This is a genomic window from Sedimentimonas flavescens (genome assembly GCF_025154035.1).
GTDB classification, from domain to species: Bacteria; Pseudomonadota; Alphaproteobacteria; order Rhodobacterales; family Rhodobacteraceae; genus Rhodobacter; species Rhodobacter flavescens.
The window spans coordinates 585,568-602,943 of sequence record NZ_JAOALJ010000002.1; the positions used below are offsets into that span (position 1 = coordinate 585,568).

Genomic DNA, 17,376 nt, shown 5'->3' on the forward strand with positions numbered 1-17,376 from the left:
AGCCGGGGGCGCTGCCCCCGGACCCCCGAGGTATTTGAACCAAGAAGAAAGGGCGGGTCGTCGGGCTCGCCTTTGCCGTTGAGAGGGCATGATGAGCCAGAACCCCCCGAACCTGCGCCCCGATCTGGCGCCGAAGGCGCGCTTTGACGAGGCGCCGCGCCCGGGTCAGCCGACGATCGGGATGGTCTCGCTTGGCTGTCCGAAGGCGCTGGTGGACAGCGAACGGATCCTGACGCGGTTGCGGGCCGAGGGCTATGCGATCAGCCCCGATTATACCGGGGCCGAGGCGGTGATCGTGAATACCTGCGGGTTTCTGGATAGTGCCAAGGCGGAAAGCCTTGAGGCCATTGGCGAGGCGCTGAAGGAGAACGGCAAGGTCATCGTGACCGGCTGCCTCGGTGCCGAACCCGAGTTCATCACCGGCGTGCATCCCAAGGTTCTGGCCGTGACCGGCCCGCAGCAGTTCGAGCAGGTGCTGGATGCGGTGCATGGGGCGGTGCCGCCCTCGCCCGATCCGTTCGTCGATCTGCTGCCGCCGACGGGTGTCAAGCTGACCCCGCGCCATTACAGCTATCTGAAGATCTCCGAGGGCTGCAATCACCACTGCAAGTTCTGCATCATCCCCGACATGCGCGGGCGTCTGGTCAGCCGCCCCGCCCATGCCGTGCTGCGCGAGGCGGAGAAGCTGCTTGATGCCGGGGTGCGCGAATTGCTGGTGATCTCGCAGGACACCTCGGCCTATGGGGTGGACCGCAAGCACGACCTGAGCCCCTGGAAGGGTGGCGAGGTGCGCGCGCATATCACCGATCTGACGCGCGAGATGGGCAAGATGGCCAAGGAGGCCGACGCCTGGCTGCGCCTGCATTACGTCTATCCCTACCCCCATGTGCGCGATCTGATCCCGCTGATGGCGGACGGGCTGATCCTGCCCTACCTCGATATTCCCTTCCAGCACGCACATCCCGAGACGCTCAAGCGCATGGCGCGGCCCGCGGCCTCGGCACGGACGCTCGACGAGATCGCCGCCTGGCGCGCGGCCTGCCCCGAGATCGTGCTGCGCTCGACCTTCATCGTGGGCTATCCCGGCGAGACCGAGGAAGAGTTCCAATACCTGCTCGACTGGATGGACGAGGCGCAGCTCGATCGTGTCGGGTGCTTCCAGTATGAGAATGTCGCCGGGGCGCGCTCGAACGACCTGCCCGATCATGTGCCGGATGCGCTGAAGCAGGAGCGGTGGGAGCGCTTCATGGAGAAGGCGCAGGCGATTTCCGAGGCGAAGCTGGAGGCCAAGGTCGGCACGCTGCAACAGGTGATCGTGGACGAGATCGACGAGCAGGGCGCGACCTGCCGCACCCGCGCCGATGCGCCCGAGATCGACGGCAACCTGTTCATCGACGCGGGGTTCGAGGTTCTCGCGCCGGGCGACATGCTGACGGTCGAGGTAGAGGAAGCCAGCGAATACGACCTTTGGGGTCGTCCGCTGACCTGATCGCCGCCCTCAGACCAGACCTTCGGTGTCGATATGCACGGTGGCGCCGCAGTGCTTGCAATGGATGGCGTCGGCGTCATGCAGGCTCAGCCCGCAGTGCTTGCACTCATAGCGCACCTTCCTGGGCCGGAAGAGCACCTGGGCCAGCCGCAGGAACAGCGTGACGCCGAAGATCATGATCCCGACCGACAGCAATCGTCCGGTCGTTCCGGGCAAGGTGATATCGCCAAACCCGGTTGTCGTCAGCGTCGTGACGGTGAAGTAGAGCGCATCGGCGTAGTTGCGGATATCCTCATTGCGCCCGAACTGCGTCGCATAGATCAGCCCGGTCATGATGAAGAGGAAAACGCACAGGTTGATCGCGGCGAGAATGACATCCTCGTGCCGACGGAAGAACCTAAATTCGACGCGTAGCCGGACCAGCATCTGATAAGCGTGCAGCAGCCGCAGGGTTCGCAAGACGCGCAGGAAGCCGAAGCTCTCGCCGGCGATGGGCGCAAGAAACGACACCATCGCCACCAGATCCGCCAGCGTCGCGGGCCGTGTCCAGAAATTCACCTTACTGTCCGCGATCAGGAGCCGCGCCAGAAAATCCGCCACGATCACAAGACCGATCAGCGCATCGGTCACCTCGATCGCCAGCGAGCGGGGCAGGAAGGACGAGATGATCACGAAAGTAATCGTCGTCAGATCGAAACATAGAATCAGGTAGCGAAAGCGTTGCGCGCGTTTCGTCTCACCTTCGTAGAGGGCGCGAAATGTCTCAAGCATGTGCGGGCCTTTTGGCCCGTTCTACCGTCATTTCCGCTTTCGTCAAACGCCGCTCTTGCAATTTAGGGGCAAAAGGCGCATCTAGTCTGGGCGAGACGCTATCTTTCGACGATCTGCTCCTTTCGGGCCTCAGTTCGCGATTTTGACGTGACTGAGCCGGGCTGCCGCAATTGTGCGGGCAGCATATCAAAAGGAGACACACGATGGCCAACGGCACCGTGAAATGGTTCAACAGCACCAAAGGCTTCGGCTTTATCGCCCCGGAAAACGGCGGCAAGGACATCTTCGTTCACATCTCGGCGGTTGAGCGCGCAGGCCTGCGCGGCCTCAACGACGGTCAGGCTGTGACCTTCGATCTGGAAAAAGGCCGTGACGGCCGCGAGTCGGCAACGAACCTCGCCCTGGCCTAAGGCCAATCCGGATTTCGGACGATAGAAGGCGGCCCCGAAGGGCCGCCTTTTTCATTGCCGCAATCAATTATCTGCGCGGGCATCTTTCAGCGCGATGATCTGGCCGATCGAGTATTCCGCCGGATCGACGCCGAGTTGGGCCGCCAACTGGGCGTGACCGGCGCTGATCGCGGCACCGCCGCTCGAAAGGGTCACGTTGGACGCAACGCCATGGGCCGGAGCCGCATAGGGCGCAGCGGCATCGTTGTCGCGTTTGGAATTCCACAGGGCGATGACCTCATCGGCCGAGTAATGCGCCGCATCGACGCCCGCCTGAGCCGCAAGCTGGGCGATGCCAGGGCTGACGCCTTGCGCCGAAGCAGCACCCGCCGAGAGGGCAGCAGCGAGACCGAGGATAAGAGCAGATTTACGCATTTCATTCTCCATTTTGTCTATCGTTTCAGGGCCTTGGATAGTGCCATCCCGGTTGCGCCCTGCGATAAGACAAACCTAGTTCTGCGCGTCAGGTATGAGAATGACACGAAATATCCGGACATTGTGCAAATTTGCCTATTGAAATCGGCCTGCACCAGACATGCCCTGCAACCGTTTGAATTGGCTGCCCACATTCGTGTGAACGCCCGCCACGGCCACCCCCGGACGCGCGCCATGCCGATCATAACCCCGCGATCATCCGTGATCGTTCCCGCGCTTTTCGTGAACGCAGGTTGCGACTCGCGCCCCTTCCCTCACGCGCCGCTTTCCCCTATCTAGGCGCAAACCCCGAAATACCCTCGAAAGGTGCGCCTATGGCTTCGTATCAATATGTTTACCACATGGATGGCGTCTCGAAGACCTATCCGGGTGGCAAGAAATGCTTTGAGAATATCCGACTGAACTTCCTGCCCGGCGTGAAGATCGGTGTGGTCGGCGTCAACGGCGCGGGTAAATCGACGCTGCTGAAAATCATGGCCGGCATGGACAAGGATTTCCAGGGCGAGGCCTGGGCCGCCAAGGGCGCCAAGGTCGGCTATCTCGCGCAGGAGCCGCAGCTCGACGAGACCAAGACCGTGCGCGAGAACGTCATGGAAGGCGTGGCCGAGAAGACCGCCAAGCTCGAGCGTTACAACGAGCTGGCGATGAACTACTCGGACGAGACCGCCGAGGAAATGGCCCGCCTGCAAGACGAGATCGACGCCGAGAACCTGTGGGATCTCGACAGTCAGGTCGATATCGCGCTCGAAGCGCTGCGCTGCCCGCCCGATGACGCCGATGTCTCGACCCTCTCGGGCGGTGAGCGTCGCCGCGTCGCGCTGTGCAAGCTGCTGCTCGAAGCGCCCGACATGCTGCTGCTCGACGAACCGACCAACCACCTTGACGCGGAAACTATCGCCTGGCTGCAGAAGCACCTGATCGAATACAAGGGTACGATCCTGTGCGTTACGCACGACCGTTACTTCCTTGACGACATCACCAGCTGGATCCTCGAACTCGAGCGCGGCCGCGGCATCCCCTACGAGGGCAACTACTCCGCCTGGCTCGAACAGAAAGCCAAACGGCTTGAGCAGGAAGCGCGCGAGGACAAGGCCAAGCAGAAGGTCATGGAGAAGGAACTCGAGTGGATCCGCGCCGGTGCCAAGGCCCGTCAGGCGAAATCCAAGGCCCGTATCGCGGCTTACGAGAAGATGGCCGACGAGGGCGTCAAGGATCGCGTGGGCAAGGCGCAGATCATCATCCCGAACGGCCCGCGCCTTGGCGGCAAGGTGATCGAGGTCGAGAACCTGAAGAAGCACATGGGCGACAAGCTGCTGATCGAGAACCTCTCGTTCAGCCTGCCGCCGGGCGGCATCCTGGGCATCATCGGCCCGAACGGCGCCGGTAAATCGACCCTGATCAAGATGATCGTCGGCGCCGAGCAGCCCGACGAAGGCACGATCACCGTCGGCGATACCGTCAAGCTTGCCTATGTCGACCAGTCGCGCGACGCGCTCCACCCGGACAAGAACGTCTGGGAAGAGATCTCGGGCGGGGCCGAACTGATCCAGTTGGGCGATGCCTCCGTCGCCAGCCGCAGCTATGTCGGCGCGTTCAACTTCAAGGGCGCGGATCAGCAGAAGAAGGTGGGCCTGCTGTCGGGCGGTGAACGCAACCGCGTCCACATGGCGAAACTGCTGAAATCGGGCGGCAACGTGCTCCTGCTCGACGAACCTACCAACGACCTCGACGTAGAAACCCTGCAAGCGCTGGAAGCGGCGATCGAAGACTTCGCCGGCTGCGCGGTCATCATCTCGCACGACCGCTTCTTCCTCGACCGCCTCTGCACCCACATCCTCGCCTTCGAAGGCGAGGCCCATGTGGAATTCTTCGAGGGCAACTTCGAGGATTACGAGAACGACAAGATCCGCCGCCTCGGCCCCGACGCGGTCGAGCCCAAGCGGGTCAAGTACAAGAAGTTCACGCGCTAAGACAAAGGCCCCCGCTCCGGGGGCCTTTTTTTCTTCCCCTTGCAAAGGCTCGCCATGCCCACCATCGCCCGCCTGCTAACCTACCTGCCCACCACGGACGCAGCGCACTCCCTCGCCACGGCGCTCATTGACGCGCGCCTGATCGCCTGCGCCAATATCGGCGCGCAGTTAACCTCGCTCTACTCTTGGCAAGGCACGCGCGAGGAAACGCCCGAGGTTCAACTCTGGCTCAAGACCCGCAGCGATCTGGCGCCCGATGTCATGGCCAAGATCGAACAGCTGCACCCCTACGACTGCCCGCTGATCGCGCTCGACGAAATCACCGTCAACCAAGCCTATGCCGATTGGGTCAACGCCCAAACGCGCTGATTTCGGCTTTGCCTAAATATCCCGGGGTGAATGGGCCGCAGGCCCAGAGGGGCAGCGCCCCTCCGCCTCTCGCGAAGGCCAAGTCCTCGCCATCCGACTGGCGCCGCACACCTTGGGCCGCACGCACGGCCTGTACGATCAGCCCCTCGATTGGCGCGCCACGATCCATCCGCAGCACCGCGCGGCCGATACGGGCCTCGAACCCTGCCCGGGCCAGCAAGTCACACACATAGTCCTCGGAATGCGCGTAACGGCGGCTCTCGCGCAGAACGAAGCCTTCACCCTCGTAGGCCTCAACGGTAAAGGCAAAGCGCCCACCCGGCGCCAGCGCTAGCGCAACCCAGCCGACGATCTGCTCCAGCGCGCCCAGATAGGCAAAGACATCGGCAGCCGTGATCAGATCATAGGCGTCCACAACCGGCGCAAGCACGCTCAGATCCGCCTTCTCAAGGCGATCGTAAACCCCCTTGGCCTCGGCCTCGCGCAGCATCTCGGCCGAGATATCCCAGCCCTCCAGATGCCTGGCCGAGGCGCGCAGCTCTGCCCCCATCAGACCCGTGCCGCAGCCCAGATCAAGCACCCGCGCGAACTCGCCTTCCAGCCCCGCCCGCAGCAATTGCGGCGCGCGGTAGTTCAGCGTCTCGACCAGCGCATGGTCGAAGTGATCGGCATATTGATCGAACAGCGTCTCGACAAAGGCCGAGGGCATGGTCTCGACCAGCGGCTGACCGCGTAAAAGATCAAGTCGCAGCGCCGCTCCCAATTGGTCAGCAGGGTCGAGGCGCAGCGCCTCGGCAAAGGCCTCACCCGCAGCGGGCAAACCATTCTCGGTGCGGATCTCACCCAGGCGATACCAGCCCGCCACCCAACCCGGCGCGACCTCAAGCGCCTGAAGGTAGAGATCGGCGGCGGCCGCAGCCTCGCCCGAGGCCAGAAGCCCCTCGGCATAATCCGCGCGACGGTCGGCGATCAGATCGCCGGAAGAAAACTGCAAGGGGGTCATGAAACACCTGAATCTGGAGGGAACCGGAGACTCAGGCAGGGGTTACGACAGGGGCTGACGCATGAAGGCACCGAAAGGGCGAGACGCGCCGCAGATGCAGCGGCGCGGCGCATTCGTCAAGGGGGCTCAGCGTTTCTTGACGAACTCGGTCAGGATGACGATACGCTGGCCCTCGACGCGACCCTCGATATGGGCAGGGTTGTCGGCCACAAGGCTGATGCCACGCACCGCAGTGCCGCGCTTGGCGGTAAAGCCCGCGCCCTTGACCGGCAGATCCTTGATCAGCGTGACGGTATCGCCACTGGCCAGCAGCGCGCCATTGCTGTCGCGATGCTCGACGCCGGGCAGCACCTGCCCGGCCTGCGCCCACGCAAGCGCGTCTCCCTCAAGCGCCATGCCCTCGCGCGCCTCGGCGGCCCAGGCGGCGTCGACCTGCCCAAGCTTGCGCCAGACGGCTGCCTGCACGGTGGGCTCGGCCGACCAGGCGGCACCCTCAAGGCAGCGCCAATGCGCCTCGGGCGCGTCCTCCGAGCGGCAGATCGCGCAAAGCAGAACGTGCTCTTCGGTGCCCGCCAGAGGCTCCGCCGCCAGATCTTCGGCAGCGCCGCAGAACTCGCACACCGCTCCCGAGCGGGCCATCAGATCGTCAATCAGCGCCATGGGAACCTCCTGCTGCTGCCCTCCAATAGGAGCCGTGCCGGGGCGAGGCAACGCGAAAAGAAAGGGCGCCCGCAGGCGCCCCGTCCGATCAGCTTACTTCGCCCATTCCCAGGGCACGGTGAATTCGCCCAGTTTTTGCTTGAGCTTGTCCTCGTCGATCGTGCCGGTGGTGGCGATCCCGGCCACTAGGCCACGTTTCTTGTCTTCGACCACAGCGACGACATGTGCGGCGATGCCTGCCTCGGCCAGCGCGGCATCAAGCACGCGCGAGATCGCGCGCTTGCGCAGGTCGGGCTTGAAGATCTTGCCCACGGCGGTCTTCGGCAACTCATCCATCACCTCGATATGCTTGGGGATCGCGGCGCGCTCATGGATGTGCTTTTTCGCGTGGGCGGTCAGTTCCTCATCGGTGACCGAGGCACCGGCCACCAGTTCGAGATAGACGCAGGGCAGCTCGCCCGCGAAGCTGTCGGGCTGCCCGATCGCCCCGGCGAAGGCCACGGCCGGATGCGACAGCAGCGCCTCTTCGATCTCGGCGGGGTCGATATTGTGGCCCCCGCGAATGATCAAATCCTTGGCGCGTCCGGTAATCCACAGATAGCCATCCGCATCAAGCCGCCCCAGGTCGCCCGTACGCAGGAAGCGGTCCTCGGCAAACAGGTCGTGGTTCTTGTCAGCCTCGGTATAGGTCGAGCCCTCGAAGACGCCGGGGTTGGCCACGCAGATCTCACCCACCTCATCGACGCCGCATTCATCAAAGCCCTCGGTCGTCTTGCGCAGGATGCGGACGTGGCAATAGGGCAGCGGAATACCGACCGAGCCGACCTTCTTATGGCCATCGACCGGGTTGACCGAGACAAGGCAGGTGGCCTCGGTCAGACCGTAGCCTTCCGCGATCTCGACGCCCGTCGCGGCCTTGAAGCGGTTGTAAAGCTCCAGCGGCAGTGGGGCGGAACCCGAGATCGCCGTCTTGAGCGAGGAAATATCGGCATTCACCGGGCGCTGCATCAGCGCAGAGATGGCCGTGGGCACCGTGATCAGGAAGGTGACCTTCCAACGCTCGACCAGCTTCCAGAAATTGTCGAACACGCCCTCGCCGCGATAGCCCGCAGGCGTCGGCATCACCACATGCGCCCCCGAGGCAATCGCGGACATCAGCACCGGATAGGCCGCGAAGACGTGGAACAGCGGCAGCGGACAGATCAGCACGTCTTCCTTGGTGAACAGCAGCGTCCCGCCCAGCCAGCCATTGTAGATCATGCCCGAGTATTTGTGCTGCGCCACCTTGGGCATCCCCGTGGTGCCGCCGGTGTGGAAATAGGCGGCTACCCGGTCACCGGCGCTGTCGGCGAAGGTCAGCCTGTCGCCCGGCATCTTGGCGCATTCGCGATTGAAGCAATAGACATCGGCATGGTGCTTCGTCGTGACCTTGGGGCGCACGAAAGGCACGATCAGCGACTTGGGTGGAGTCAGGTAGCGGTTCAGGTCGATCTCGAGCACGGTCTTGACGTTCGGCGCGAACTTGACCGCCTCGGCCGCCTTCTGGGCGATATCGCTTTTCGGGAAGGGCTTGAGCGTGACCAGAACCTTGGCCTTGGTCTCGCGCAGGATGGCCGAGATCTGCTCGGATTCGAGCAGCGGATTGATCGGATTCACGATCCCCGCGACCGAGCCCCCCAGCAGGGTCACCGCAGTTTCAAGGCAGTTCGGCAGGACGTAAGCGACCGTGTCACCCTCGCCCACACCAAGATGACGCAAGAGGTTCGCGGCTTGCGTCACGCGGCCATGCAGCTCGGACCAGCTCAGCGTCAGCGCCTTGTCCTTCGGCCCCGAAAAGATCTGGAAGGTCAGCGCCGGGCGGCTGCCATAGGCATCGCGTGCGCGGGTCAGGAACTGGTACATGGTCTGGGCGCGATCGCGGCCTTCCCATGGCATCTCGTTCTCGACCGCGTCGCGGTCGGCAATGGACGCAAAATTCGCCATCTCGGTCTTCCTCCCTAAGCCCGTTCCTCGCGGGCCCTTCCTGTCAGAATGCGACAGGAGCGCCCTCGGCAGCAAGTATGCAGGTCAGTGGGCAACGTCACGTCATGGCGAAAGTGACGCGGGGAAACAATATGGCGCGAAGGGCGGAGACAGCCGCTGCCGTCCCCGCACACTCAGGTCACAAGCAATCAGGCATTGCCGCCCGGAATACGCAGGACCTGGCCCGGATAGATCTTGTCGGGATGGGTCAGCATCGGCTTGTTCGCCTCGAAAATCTCCATGTAGCGGTTCGCGCTGCCCAGAGTTTTCTTGGCAATCGCCGAAAGCGTATCGCCTTTGACGACGGTGTGGAAAACGGCATCCAGGGTATCGGCATCCTCTTCGGTTTCGACCGCAGCCACACCATCGACATTGCCCACGGCGAGAATGATCTTTTCCTTGGTCTCGGCGTCGATCGCCTTGCCCGAAACCACGACCTTGTCACCCTCGACCTTCAGATCGACACCGGTCGCATCGAGCCCCAGATCTTTCAGCTCCGCCCGCAGCACATCTTCTTTCGGCGCCTCGGCGGCCTCGGCCTCCGAGCCGAACAGAGACTTGCCCGCGTCTTTCACAAAATTCCACAGACCCATAGCACTCTCCTCATATTGGCTGGCAGGCCCCCGGGGGCGCTGCCTTCAACCTGAGGTGACCGTGCAACGATCAGATGACGCGACAAAGGGGAATTACCGCACACACGGCCCCCTTGATGCGAGCGGATAGCGCGATCAGACCGCCGCGCCGTCGGTGAATTGCAGCCGCGCCAGTTCGGCATACAGACCGCCTTCGGCGACCAACTCGTCATGGGTGCCCTGCGCGACGATGCGGCCGTCTTCGAACACCACGATCCGGTCGGCCTTTTTCACCGTCGCGAGACGGTGCGCCACAATGACCGTTGTGCGCCCGACCGAGACACGCTCGACCGCAGCCTGCACCTCGCGCTCCGAGGCCGAATCCAGCGCCGAGGTCGCCTCGTCCAGCAGCAGGATCGGCGCGTCACGCAGGATCGCGCGGGCGATGGCGATACGCTGCTTCTGCCCACCCGACAGCATCACGCCGCGCTCGCCCACATAGGTGTCGAACCCGTCGGGAAGCGCCGTCAGGAAGTCATAGGCATGGGCCGCGCGCGCGGCTTCCTCGACCTCGTGATCCGTGGCGTTGGGGCGGCCGAAGCGAATATTCTCGCGCGCCGAGGCGGCGAAGATCACCGGATCTTGCGGCACAAGGGCCACGGCGTGGCGGAAATCATGCCGCGCAAGATCGCGCAGATCGTAGCCGTCGATCTTCACTTGCCCGTTCTCGGGATCCCAGAAACGCTGAATCAGCTGGATCACGGTGGTCTTGCCCGCCCCCGAAGGGCCGACAAGCGCGACCGTCTCGCCGGGCTTGATCGACAGCGTGACCTCCTCAAGCGCCGAGGTCTCGGGGCGTGAGGGGTAGTGGAAGGTGACATTCTCTAAGTCGATAGCACCGCGCGCGGGCATCGGCAGCGGCACCGGATGTTCGGGGTCTTTGACGCTGTCTTCGGCCCCGATCAACTCGACCAGACGCTCGGTCGCACCGGCGGCGCGCTGCAACTCGCCCCAGATTTCCGACAGCGCGCCGACCGAACCGGCGACCATCACGGCGTAAATGACGAACTGCACCAGCTCGCCCACCGACATGTAATCCAGACGCACGTCGCGCGCACCGACCCAGAGCACGCCAACCACGCCCGCAAACACGAGGAAAATCACGATCACCGTCATGATCGCGCGGGTGGTGATGCGACGCTGCGCCGAGACAAAGCTTTTCTCGGTGACATCGGCGAAATGCGCGCGGGTCTGCGCCTCATGGGTGAATGCCTGCACGGTCTGCGCCGACAAAAGCGCCTCGGAGGCCGCGCCCGAGGAACTGGCGATCCAGTCCTGGTTTTCGCGCGAAAGCGCGCGCAAGCGACGGCCGAGCACCACGATCGGGATGACCACGGCGGGCACGATCAGCAGCACAAGGCCGGTCAGCTTGGCCGAGGTGACCAGCAGCATCACCATGCCGCCGATCAGGATCAGGAAGTTGCGCAGCGCGACCGAGACCGACGAGCCGATGACCGACAGGATCAGCGTCGTATCTGTGGTGATGCGCGAGATGATCTCGCCCGTCAGGATGCGCTCGAAGAAGGCCGGGCTCATGCCCAGAACGCGGTCGAAGACTGCCTTGCGGATATCGGCCACGACCCGCTCGCCAAAGCGGGTAACAAGGTAGTAGCGCGCGCCGGTGCCAAGCGCGAGCAGCGCGGTGATCAGCAGCGCCGCACCGAAATACTGGTCGAGCAGTTCGGCCCCTTGCTGGAAGCCATCCACCACGCGGCGCACGGCAAGCGGCAGAACCAGGCTGATCGAGGCGGTCAGCATCAGCGCGGCCAGCGCGGCCAGCGCCATCCACTTGTAAGGCGTCACAAACGGGCTGAGGCCCTTGAGTGCGCCGATGCGTTTTGTGGTGGGCCGATCTTCGAGCGGCGCTTGCGGTCTGCGTGCCATGCTGTCTCCCCTGTCCGCTCGGGTTTAGGGGTAGACCCAGTGTGGGGCAAGGGCGGAATCGTCGCGTCGGATCCGCGCACGCCGTGAACAAAACGCCGCAGAGCCGCCAAGGGCCCTGTATTGCCGGAAGAAAGCAGCCAACAACGCGGGAAAATTCGGAACCACAATGATGCCGGCCTCACTTTCGTTCGATCGTATCCTGAAGCTGCTGCTTGGCCTCGCGCTGGCGAGTTTCTCCGCATACACACTCTACGGGCTTTGGCTGGGCTATTCGTTCTGGAATGACGAGGTATTCAGCGTGGCCGCCGCCGCCCTTCCGCAGGGAGAGGCAATGCAGGGTTATCTGCGCGATGTGCACCCGCCGCTCTATCAGTGGCTTCTTGCGCTCTGGGTCAAGCTGTTTGGCACCTCCGAACTGTCGGCGCGACTGTTCTCGGCGCTGTTTGTCGCGGGGGCCCTGGCTGCGCTGGCAAGCCTGCGCCGCAAGATGCCGCAACGCGTTGTCCTGCTGACGCTGTTCCTGTTTCTCTCCAGCTGGCTCACAACCTATTACGCGCAGGAAGCGCGCAGCTACGCGATGCTGCTGTTCGCGTCGGCGCTCTCGTTCGTGCTGTTCACACTGGGTGAGCGGCGCTGGCTGATCGCGGCGCTGCTGACGCTTGGCTGCACGCATTTCTTCGGCACCTTGCAGGCGATGCTCTACCTGCTCTGGATCGGCCTTGAGCGCGACACAGGCTGGCCCAAGCGCATCCTGCTGGCGAGCGTCGCGGGTGTGTTGATGATCTGGCCGGTCGCCATGCTGACGCTTGGCGGCGTCGGCGAGCAGGTCGGCGGGAAGTTCTGGATCGACAGCACGCCGCTCGACGCCCTGCAAGACGCGATCCAGGCCGGCATACCTTTGGGGTCGGCGGGGTTGATCTTGATCTTCGCCGCGGCATGGCTGCGCAGTTCCATCCCGACACTCGAGCGCCGCGCGGCGCAGGATGCCGCGATCCTGTTCGCCGCAATGGCAATCGGCACTGCACTGCTGAACTTTCATACGCCGGTCACAACCGAGCGGAACTTCATCGTGCTCTTGCCGCCCGGATCCTTCCTGCTAGCAGTAGCGCTCGACGCGATATTGCCGCGTGTGCCGCGAAACTGGGCGCGGATCGTCCTGCTCGTTCTGATTTTCTTGGCCACGCAAGAGCGCATCTACAGCAAGATTGGCCGCAAGTTCGAACCGCTCGAGAATATCCGGGGGGCGACAAAAGGCGCGCTCGCGGCCCTCGATCCCGTTCACGGACGGCTGTTTGCGTGGCCATTGCGCGCCCAGGCCACCATCTTCGGCTCCGAGCGGATCAACTTCTATTTCCCGCCGACCGCTCAGCCGAGGGTTCTCGACCCGCAAGCCATCCCTGCGCTGCACGCCGGAGATATCGTGGTCTTCCTGCGGATCACGGCGACCAATGCCAAAGCCGCCCCCTGCGACAACGCGCTATTTGTACATCTGGAGGCCAGCGGCACCCCCTTCCGGGCAACCTTCCCGCCGCAATCGGTGCGCTGCGAGACCGGGTTCGTGACGATCCTTGGGCCCTAGGTGTCAACCGCGCCAAAGAGCGGGCCGACACGAACTTCCGTGTCGGGGTCGCGCAGCAGAAACAGTGCATCCAACCCCTCGCGCCGGGCTACCCTTGCGCCCTCCTCGGGGCCAAGAACCATCAGCGCGGTGGCCCAGGCATCGGCCTCGGCGCAACTGCGCGCGACCACGCTGACCGAGGCTGGCCCGCCCTGCACGGGCGCGCCGCGGCGCGGCTGCATCGTGTGTGACAGGCGCTGGCTGCCCAGTTCGACCCAATGGCGATAGTCGCCCGAGGTGGCGACGGCTGCATCCTCAAGCGCCAGGATCGAATGCGGCGCGCGGCGCGCGGGATCGGGCGCCTCGACCGCGACCGACCAGGGTGCGCCATCGGGGCGCAGACCAAGAGCGCGCATCTCTCCGTCGATACCAACAAGCGCCGCCGTGATCCCGTGGTCCAGCATCACCTCGGCCAGACGATCCACACCGTAGCCCTTGGCGATCCCGTTCAGGTCCAGCGACAGCGGCGCGCGTTTGCGGACCTCGCCACGCTCGGGGGCGAGATCAAGCACCTCATGCGCAGGCGGCCGCGCGCGGGTCAGTGCTGAGCGAATGGCCTCGGCACTCGCAGCCTCAGGGCCGAAACCCCAGGCCCGCACCGCATCGCCCATGCCGATGTCGAAAGCCCCGCCCGAGGCGCGACCGATCCGCAGCCCAAGCTCCAGCACGCGCAGCAGATGGGCGGGCAGCACCACCCAGTCGCCCACAGGCGCCGTGTTGAAGCGCATCAGCGCGCTGTCGGGCTTCCATGTGGACATCTGATCGTCGATCTCTGCCACTGCATCCTGCAATGCGATGGCCAGCGCCCCCGGGTCATAGCCCGGGGGCGCATAGAACAGCGCCGACCAGCGGGTGCCCATCGTCGGGCCATTGAGCGCGATGCGCTGCGGCTCAGTAGGTGTCTTCGACATAGCGCCCCTCAGCTTTCAGCAGCACCGGCGACAATCCGGCGGGGGCAAGGATTTCGCCCAAGGCGGCCGACACACCTGCGGCCATCTCGCGCCCGCCGCAAACCATGATCCGCGCCCCGGACTGGATCAGCCGCGTCAACTCGGCCGCGTCAGCGCGCAGGGCATCCTGCACGTAATGCGGCCGCGCCCCGCGCGAGGCGGCGGTGATCAGGCGCGCCAGACGCCCCTCGTCCTGCCAGCGCGCGAGATCCTCGCCATAGAGAAAATCGCTTGCCGCATGGCGCATCCCGAAGAACAGGTGCATCGGGCGGCGGCGCGCGTTTGCCCGCACAAAACCCGCCAGCGGCCCGATCCCCGTGCCTGCCCCGATCAGGATCAGCGGCACCCGATCACGCCCGGCATGGAAGCCCGGATTGCGGCGCAGGAAGGCACGCACCCGATCGCCCGGCTGCAAGGCCATCAACTGCCCCGAGCAAAGCCCGCCCGGCTGCTTGCGCACCACGATCTCGACAAATCCATCGCGCGTAGCAGAAGCCAGCGAGTAGAAACGCGGGACCGAGGCGCCCTCGGGCACCACACCGATCAGATCGCCCGCAACAAAGCGGCCAAAGCCCTGCCCCGTCAGGCGCTGCCACAGCGACGCGCGAGGAAGCGCGAAGCGCAGGATCGCGGTCGGGGCCTGAACCTCGGCGCCATAGTCACGCCGCTCGATCAACTCCAATTGCGTCGTGCGCGGCGACCGGGGTGCATGGGACAGGACCAGATCGATCCCGAGGATCTGACCAAGCGCAACGCCCCAACGATGAAAGTCCTGCGGCGACTGGCGATCGACCGTCGCAAGCGGCAGCAGTTCCTGCCAACCTTTGGCCTCGGCAGCCGCGGCGACCTCGGCGGCATAGGCGCAATAGGCCGAAAAGCTGCGATCTCCAAACCCAAGCACCGCGAGCGGCGCCTTTGGCGCGGCGGGCAGCGCGGCAAGGCGATCCAGAAACCCCTTGGCCGAGGCAGGCGCCACCCCGTCGCCATAGGTCGCGGCCAGCACCAGGATGCGCTTCGCCCGGCCGTAGCTTTTCGGCGCAAAGGCCGACATGGGCGCGACATGCACCGGCTGGCCTGCCGCCCCGAGCGCGCGGGCCAGCGTTTCGGCAAAGCCGCGGGTCGAGCCGCCCTCACTGCCGACAAGAACGATGGTCTCGGCCTGCGCGGCCGGGGCGCTGCGAAAGCCCCGCGCCCCGCGCCCGGCCAGCCAGACGGCAAGGCCAGTGCCCGCCAGCCCCGGAATCGTCAGCGCGATCAGACCGAGAGCCAGCCCCAGAACCGAGGCCCCCTGCCCGGTATGCAGCATGTATATGGTTTCAGACAGGCGCTGCCACGGCGTCGCATCGGCCCATGCCAGCAGCGCGCCCGTTCCCTGATCGAGATACCCCGAGCCGCTCTTGGTCTTCAGCGTGAACACATCGCTTGCATCGCTCGGATAGGGATAGGTGAAGCTGCGCAGATCGGTCACCGCAAGCTTGCCGATCATGTCGATATCGGTCAGAGCAACACCGCTGCCCCCGCTGACCGAGGCGGGAAAGCCCGGCTGCGCCTCGCCGTCAGGCAAAAGATCGAAGGTCGAGGCGGTCATCCACAGCGCCGTGCCAGCCGAGAGCAAAAGCCCGACCGAGGCCACGCGCGCCATCTCGGCGTGCCAGCGCGCAGGCCCGGCTCCGCGCATCGGCGCGAACCAGCGCCGCCAGCCGCCCGCGCGCCGGGCAATCAGCCAGGCCCCGCTGAGCGACAAGATCAGCATCGCTCCGGCCCCCGCCGCCATCACCAAACGCCCCGCGTCATCCAGAAAGAGCGAGCGGTGCAGGTTCGTCAGCCAGCGCTCCACCGCGTTCGGGTCCGCGCTGGCCACGCCCTGCCCCGTTGCCGGTTCGATCACCGCCGCCATGGGCGTGCCGCCCTCAAACCAGTAGGCGGTGATCTTGCCCGAGGGCGCGCGGCGGATCTGCTCGACCGTCGGGTAGGCCCCGGCAATCTTCCCGACCAGATCGGCCACGCTTTGCCCGGCCTCGGCTTGCGGCGCGCTCAGCCGTTCGGCCGCCGGGAAGACCGACAGGGCTGCCCCGCTGAGGCCAAGCACCAGCAGGACAACCGCGGCCAGTAGCCCCGGCCAGCGATGCAGCGCGCGGATCATCGCACCCCCTCTTTACATCTCGTAGGTGAAGTTGGCGATGTAGCGCCGCCCCGCGACGGGCTGCCCTGCCCCTGCCGAGGTCAGCGGCACGGCGACCTCATTGGGGCTGTCGCGCATATCCTCGACCGAGGCGTCGAGATGCAGCGTGTAGCCCGCATCGAACAGCGCATCGGCCAGATCAAGCGTGATCTCAAGCTGGCGCCCGGCGCCCACGCTGGCGCCGGTAATGCCGTTGATCTGGGCAAGATCGCCCCCCGTGGCGCGATACCAGTCCGACAGGTGCTTGTAGTATTTGGACTTGCCGCCAGCCATCCAGAGGCTGCCGACATAGGCCCCGCCGGGATCGGTGACGTAAAGCGCAAGATAGGCCCCGTCCCCGCCATAGTTGTTCATCTGCGTGGTGAGCGTGACCGGGCGCGCGAGAGCCAGGGCAGGAAGCGTCAGCGCCGTGGTCAGCGCCAGTGCGGCGAATACGGGTTTCATGGCAGGCAACCTTTCAACAAGGGGTGGACAAGATGGATAGGCTCAGTTGACCTTTACCGTCGGCGTCGCACCTGGCACGAAAAGCCCGTTCTGCGGCGGAGCGACGGTTCCGGCGGGCGCGGCCTTCTGACCGCCACGGCCGTAATCGTCGTCGTCATCATCATCATCGTCGTCGTGATCGTCATCGTCGTCGTCATCGTCGTCGTGACTCGCGCGGAGCTTCCACAGCCAGCGGAACGCATCGTCATCGTCGTCACGATCATCGTCTGCCACACGCAGGGCGCGCTCGGCGCCCTTGGTGTCAAGGCTGGTGGCGCAGCCCAGATCGCGGGCGCAGCCATTGTCACGCAGCCCGCTAAGGGCCGGGAAACCGACAAGGGCCGACAGCGCGGTCCCGGCGGCAAGAAGTGCGAAGGTCTTTTTCATGGCGAGATCTCCTTTTGATCCGATGCGATCAAACTGGCCCCGCGAACTGAGCGTTTCCTGACGGCGCGGTTT

General features: G+C 64.8%; 16 protein-coding genes. 5 read left to right on the forward strand and 11 right to left on the reverse strand.

The genetic code is table 11. The annotated features are described in order from the left end of the window. The first annotated feature begins 91 nt into the window (after nt 1-91). Nucleotides 92-1,489 (forward strand): 30S ribosomal protein S12 methylthiotransferase RimO, encoded by a 1,398-nt coding sequence (rimO, locus tag N3C64_RS06230; protein WP_260012892.1) that lies wholly within the window; start codon nt 92-94, stop codon nt 1,487-1,489. 9 nt (nt 1,490-1,498) lie between these two features. On the opposite strand, the gene N3C64_RS06235 is transcribed toward rimO, so the two are convergent. Further along, entirely contained in the window at nt 1,499-2,260 is a 762-nt protein-coding gene (locus tag N3C64_RS06235) for an ion transporter (RefSeq protein WP_260012895.1), read from the reverse strand. A gap of 203 nt (nt 2,261-2,463) precedes the next feature. On the opposite strand from N3C64_RS06235, the gene N3C64_RS06240 reads away from it, so the two are divergent. Continuing rightward, nucleotides 2,464-2,670: a cold-shock protein gene (locus N3C64_RS06240; RefSeq protein ID WP_218628922.1), complete on the forward strand. Its 207-nt coding sequence runs from the start codon at nt 2,464-2,466 to the stop codon at nt 2,668-2,670. 63 nt (nt 2,671-2,733) lie between these two features. Here N3C64_RS06240 and N3C64_RS06245 read toward each other — a convergent pair whose 3' ends face one another. Continuing rightward, nucleotides 2,734-3,084, reverse strand: coding sequence for a hypothetical protein (locus N3C64_RS06245; RefSeq protein ID WP_260012897.1), 351 nt, complete (start codon nt 3,082-3,084; stop codon nt 2,734-2,736). 374 nt (nt 3,085-3,458) lie between these two features. On the opposite strand from N3C64_RS06245, the gene ettA reads away from it, so the two are divergent. Together ettA and cutA are read left to right on the forward strand one after the other, a co-directional pair. Beyond that, a complete protein-coding gene (gene ettA / locus N3C64_RS06250; RefSeq protein ID WP_218628924.1) occupies nt 3,459-5,114 on the forward strand; it encodes an energy-dependent translational throttle protein EttA in 1,656 nt (551 codons plus the stop codon). Nucleotides 5,115-5,168: 54 nt separating this feature from the next. Further along, on the forward strand, nt 5,169-5,483 hold the full coding sequence (gene cutA, locus N3C64_RS06255) for a divalent-cation tolerance protein CutA (RefSeq protein ID WP_260012906.1): 315 nt from the start codon (nt 5,169-5,171) through the stop codon (nt 5,481-5,483). On the opposite strand, the gene N3C64_RS06260 is transcribed toward cutA, so the two are convergent. The 5 genes from N3C64_RS06260 to N3C64_RS06280 form a co-directional block, all read right to left on the reverse strand. Next, nucleotides 5,464-6,486 (reverse strand): class I SAM-dependent DNA methyltransferase, encoded by a 1,023-nt coding sequence (locus tag N3C64_RS06260; RefSeq protein WP_260012908.1) that lies wholly within the window; start codon nt 6,484-6,486, stop codon nt 5,464-5,466. The two genes, cutA and N3C64_RS06260, sit on opposite strands and share 20 nt — an antisense overlap. Before the next feature lie 126 nt (nt 6,487-6,612). Beyond that, nucleotides 6,613-7,146 carry a PhnA domain-containing protein gene (locus N3C64_RS06265; RefSeq protein ID WP_260012910.1) on the reverse strand — a complete coding sequence of 178 codons (534 nt, stop codon included), beginning with the start codon at nt 7,144-7,146 and terminating at the stop codon, nt 6,613-6,615. Between the two features lie 93 nt (nt 7,147-7,239). Next, a complete protein-coding gene (locus N3C64_RS06270) occupies nt 7,240-9,129 on the reverse strand; it encodes an acyl-CoA synthetase (RefSeq protein WP_260012911.1) in 1,890 nt (629 codons plus the stop codon). A 188-nt stretch (nt 9,130-9,317) separates the two neighbouring features. Then, on the reverse strand, nt 9,318-9,761 hold the full coding sequence (gene lysM, locus N3C64_RS06275; RefSeq protein WP_260012929.1) for a peptidoglycan-binding protein LysM: 444 nt from the start codon (nt 9,759-9,761) through the stop codon (nt 9,318-9,320). A gap of 135 nt (nt 9,762-9,896) precedes the next feature. Beyond that, on the reverse strand, nt 9,897-11,684 hold the full coding sequence (locus N3C64_RS06280) for an ABC transporter transmembrane domain-containing protein (protein WP_260012941.1): 1,788 nt from the start codon (nt 11,682-11,684) through the stop codon (nt 9,897-9,899). 169 nt (nt 11,685-11,853) lie between these two features. Here N3C64_RS06280 and N3C64_RS06285 point away from each other — a divergent pair, with 169 nt between their 5' ends. Beyond that, complete coding sequence (locus N3C64_RS06285; protein ID WP_260012943.1) at nt 11,854-13,263, forward strand: glycosyltransferase family 39 protein; 1,410 nt, start codon at nt 11,854-11,856, stop codon at nt 13,261-13,263. Here N3C64_RS06285 and N3C64_RS06290 read toward each other — a convergent pair. Genes N3C64_RS06290 through N3C64_RS06305 form a run of 4 tightly spaced genes read right to left on the reverse strand, consistent with a single transcriptional unit; the run spans nt 13,260 to nt 17,304 of the window. Beyond that, complete coding sequence (locus tag N3C64_RS06290; protein WP_260012945.1) at nt 13,260-14,213, reverse strand: FAD:protein FMN transferase; 954 nt, start codon at nt 14,211-14,213, stop codon at nt 13,260-13,262. The two genes, N3C64_RS06285 and N3C64_RS06290, sit on opposite strands and share 4 nt — an antisense overlap. Next, nucleotides 14,194-16,395, reverse strand: coding sequence for a PepSY domain-containing protein (locus N3C64_RS06295; RefSeq protein ID WP_260012947.1), 2,202 nt, complete (start codon nt 16,393-16,395; stop codon nt 14,194-14,196). Before N3C64_RS06295 ends, N3C64_RS06290 begins: the two co-directional genes overlap by 20 nt. Before the next feature lie 12 nt (nt 16,396-16,407). Beyond that, nucleotides 16,408-16,878 (reverse strand): DUF2271 domain-containing protein, encoded by a 471-nt coding sequence (locus tag N3C64_RS06300; RefSeq protein ID WP_260012949.1) that lies wholly within the window; start codon nt 16,876-16,878, stop codon nt 16,408-16,410. Between the two features lie 42 nt (nt 16,879-16,920). Then, nucleotides 16,921-17,304, reverse strand: a complete 384-nt coding sequence (locus tag N3C64_RS06305; RefSeq protein ID WP_260012950.1) for a hypothetical protein — start codon at nt 17,302-17,304, stop codon at nt 16,921-16,923. Between the last annotated feature and the right edge of the window lie 72 nt (nt 17,305-17,376).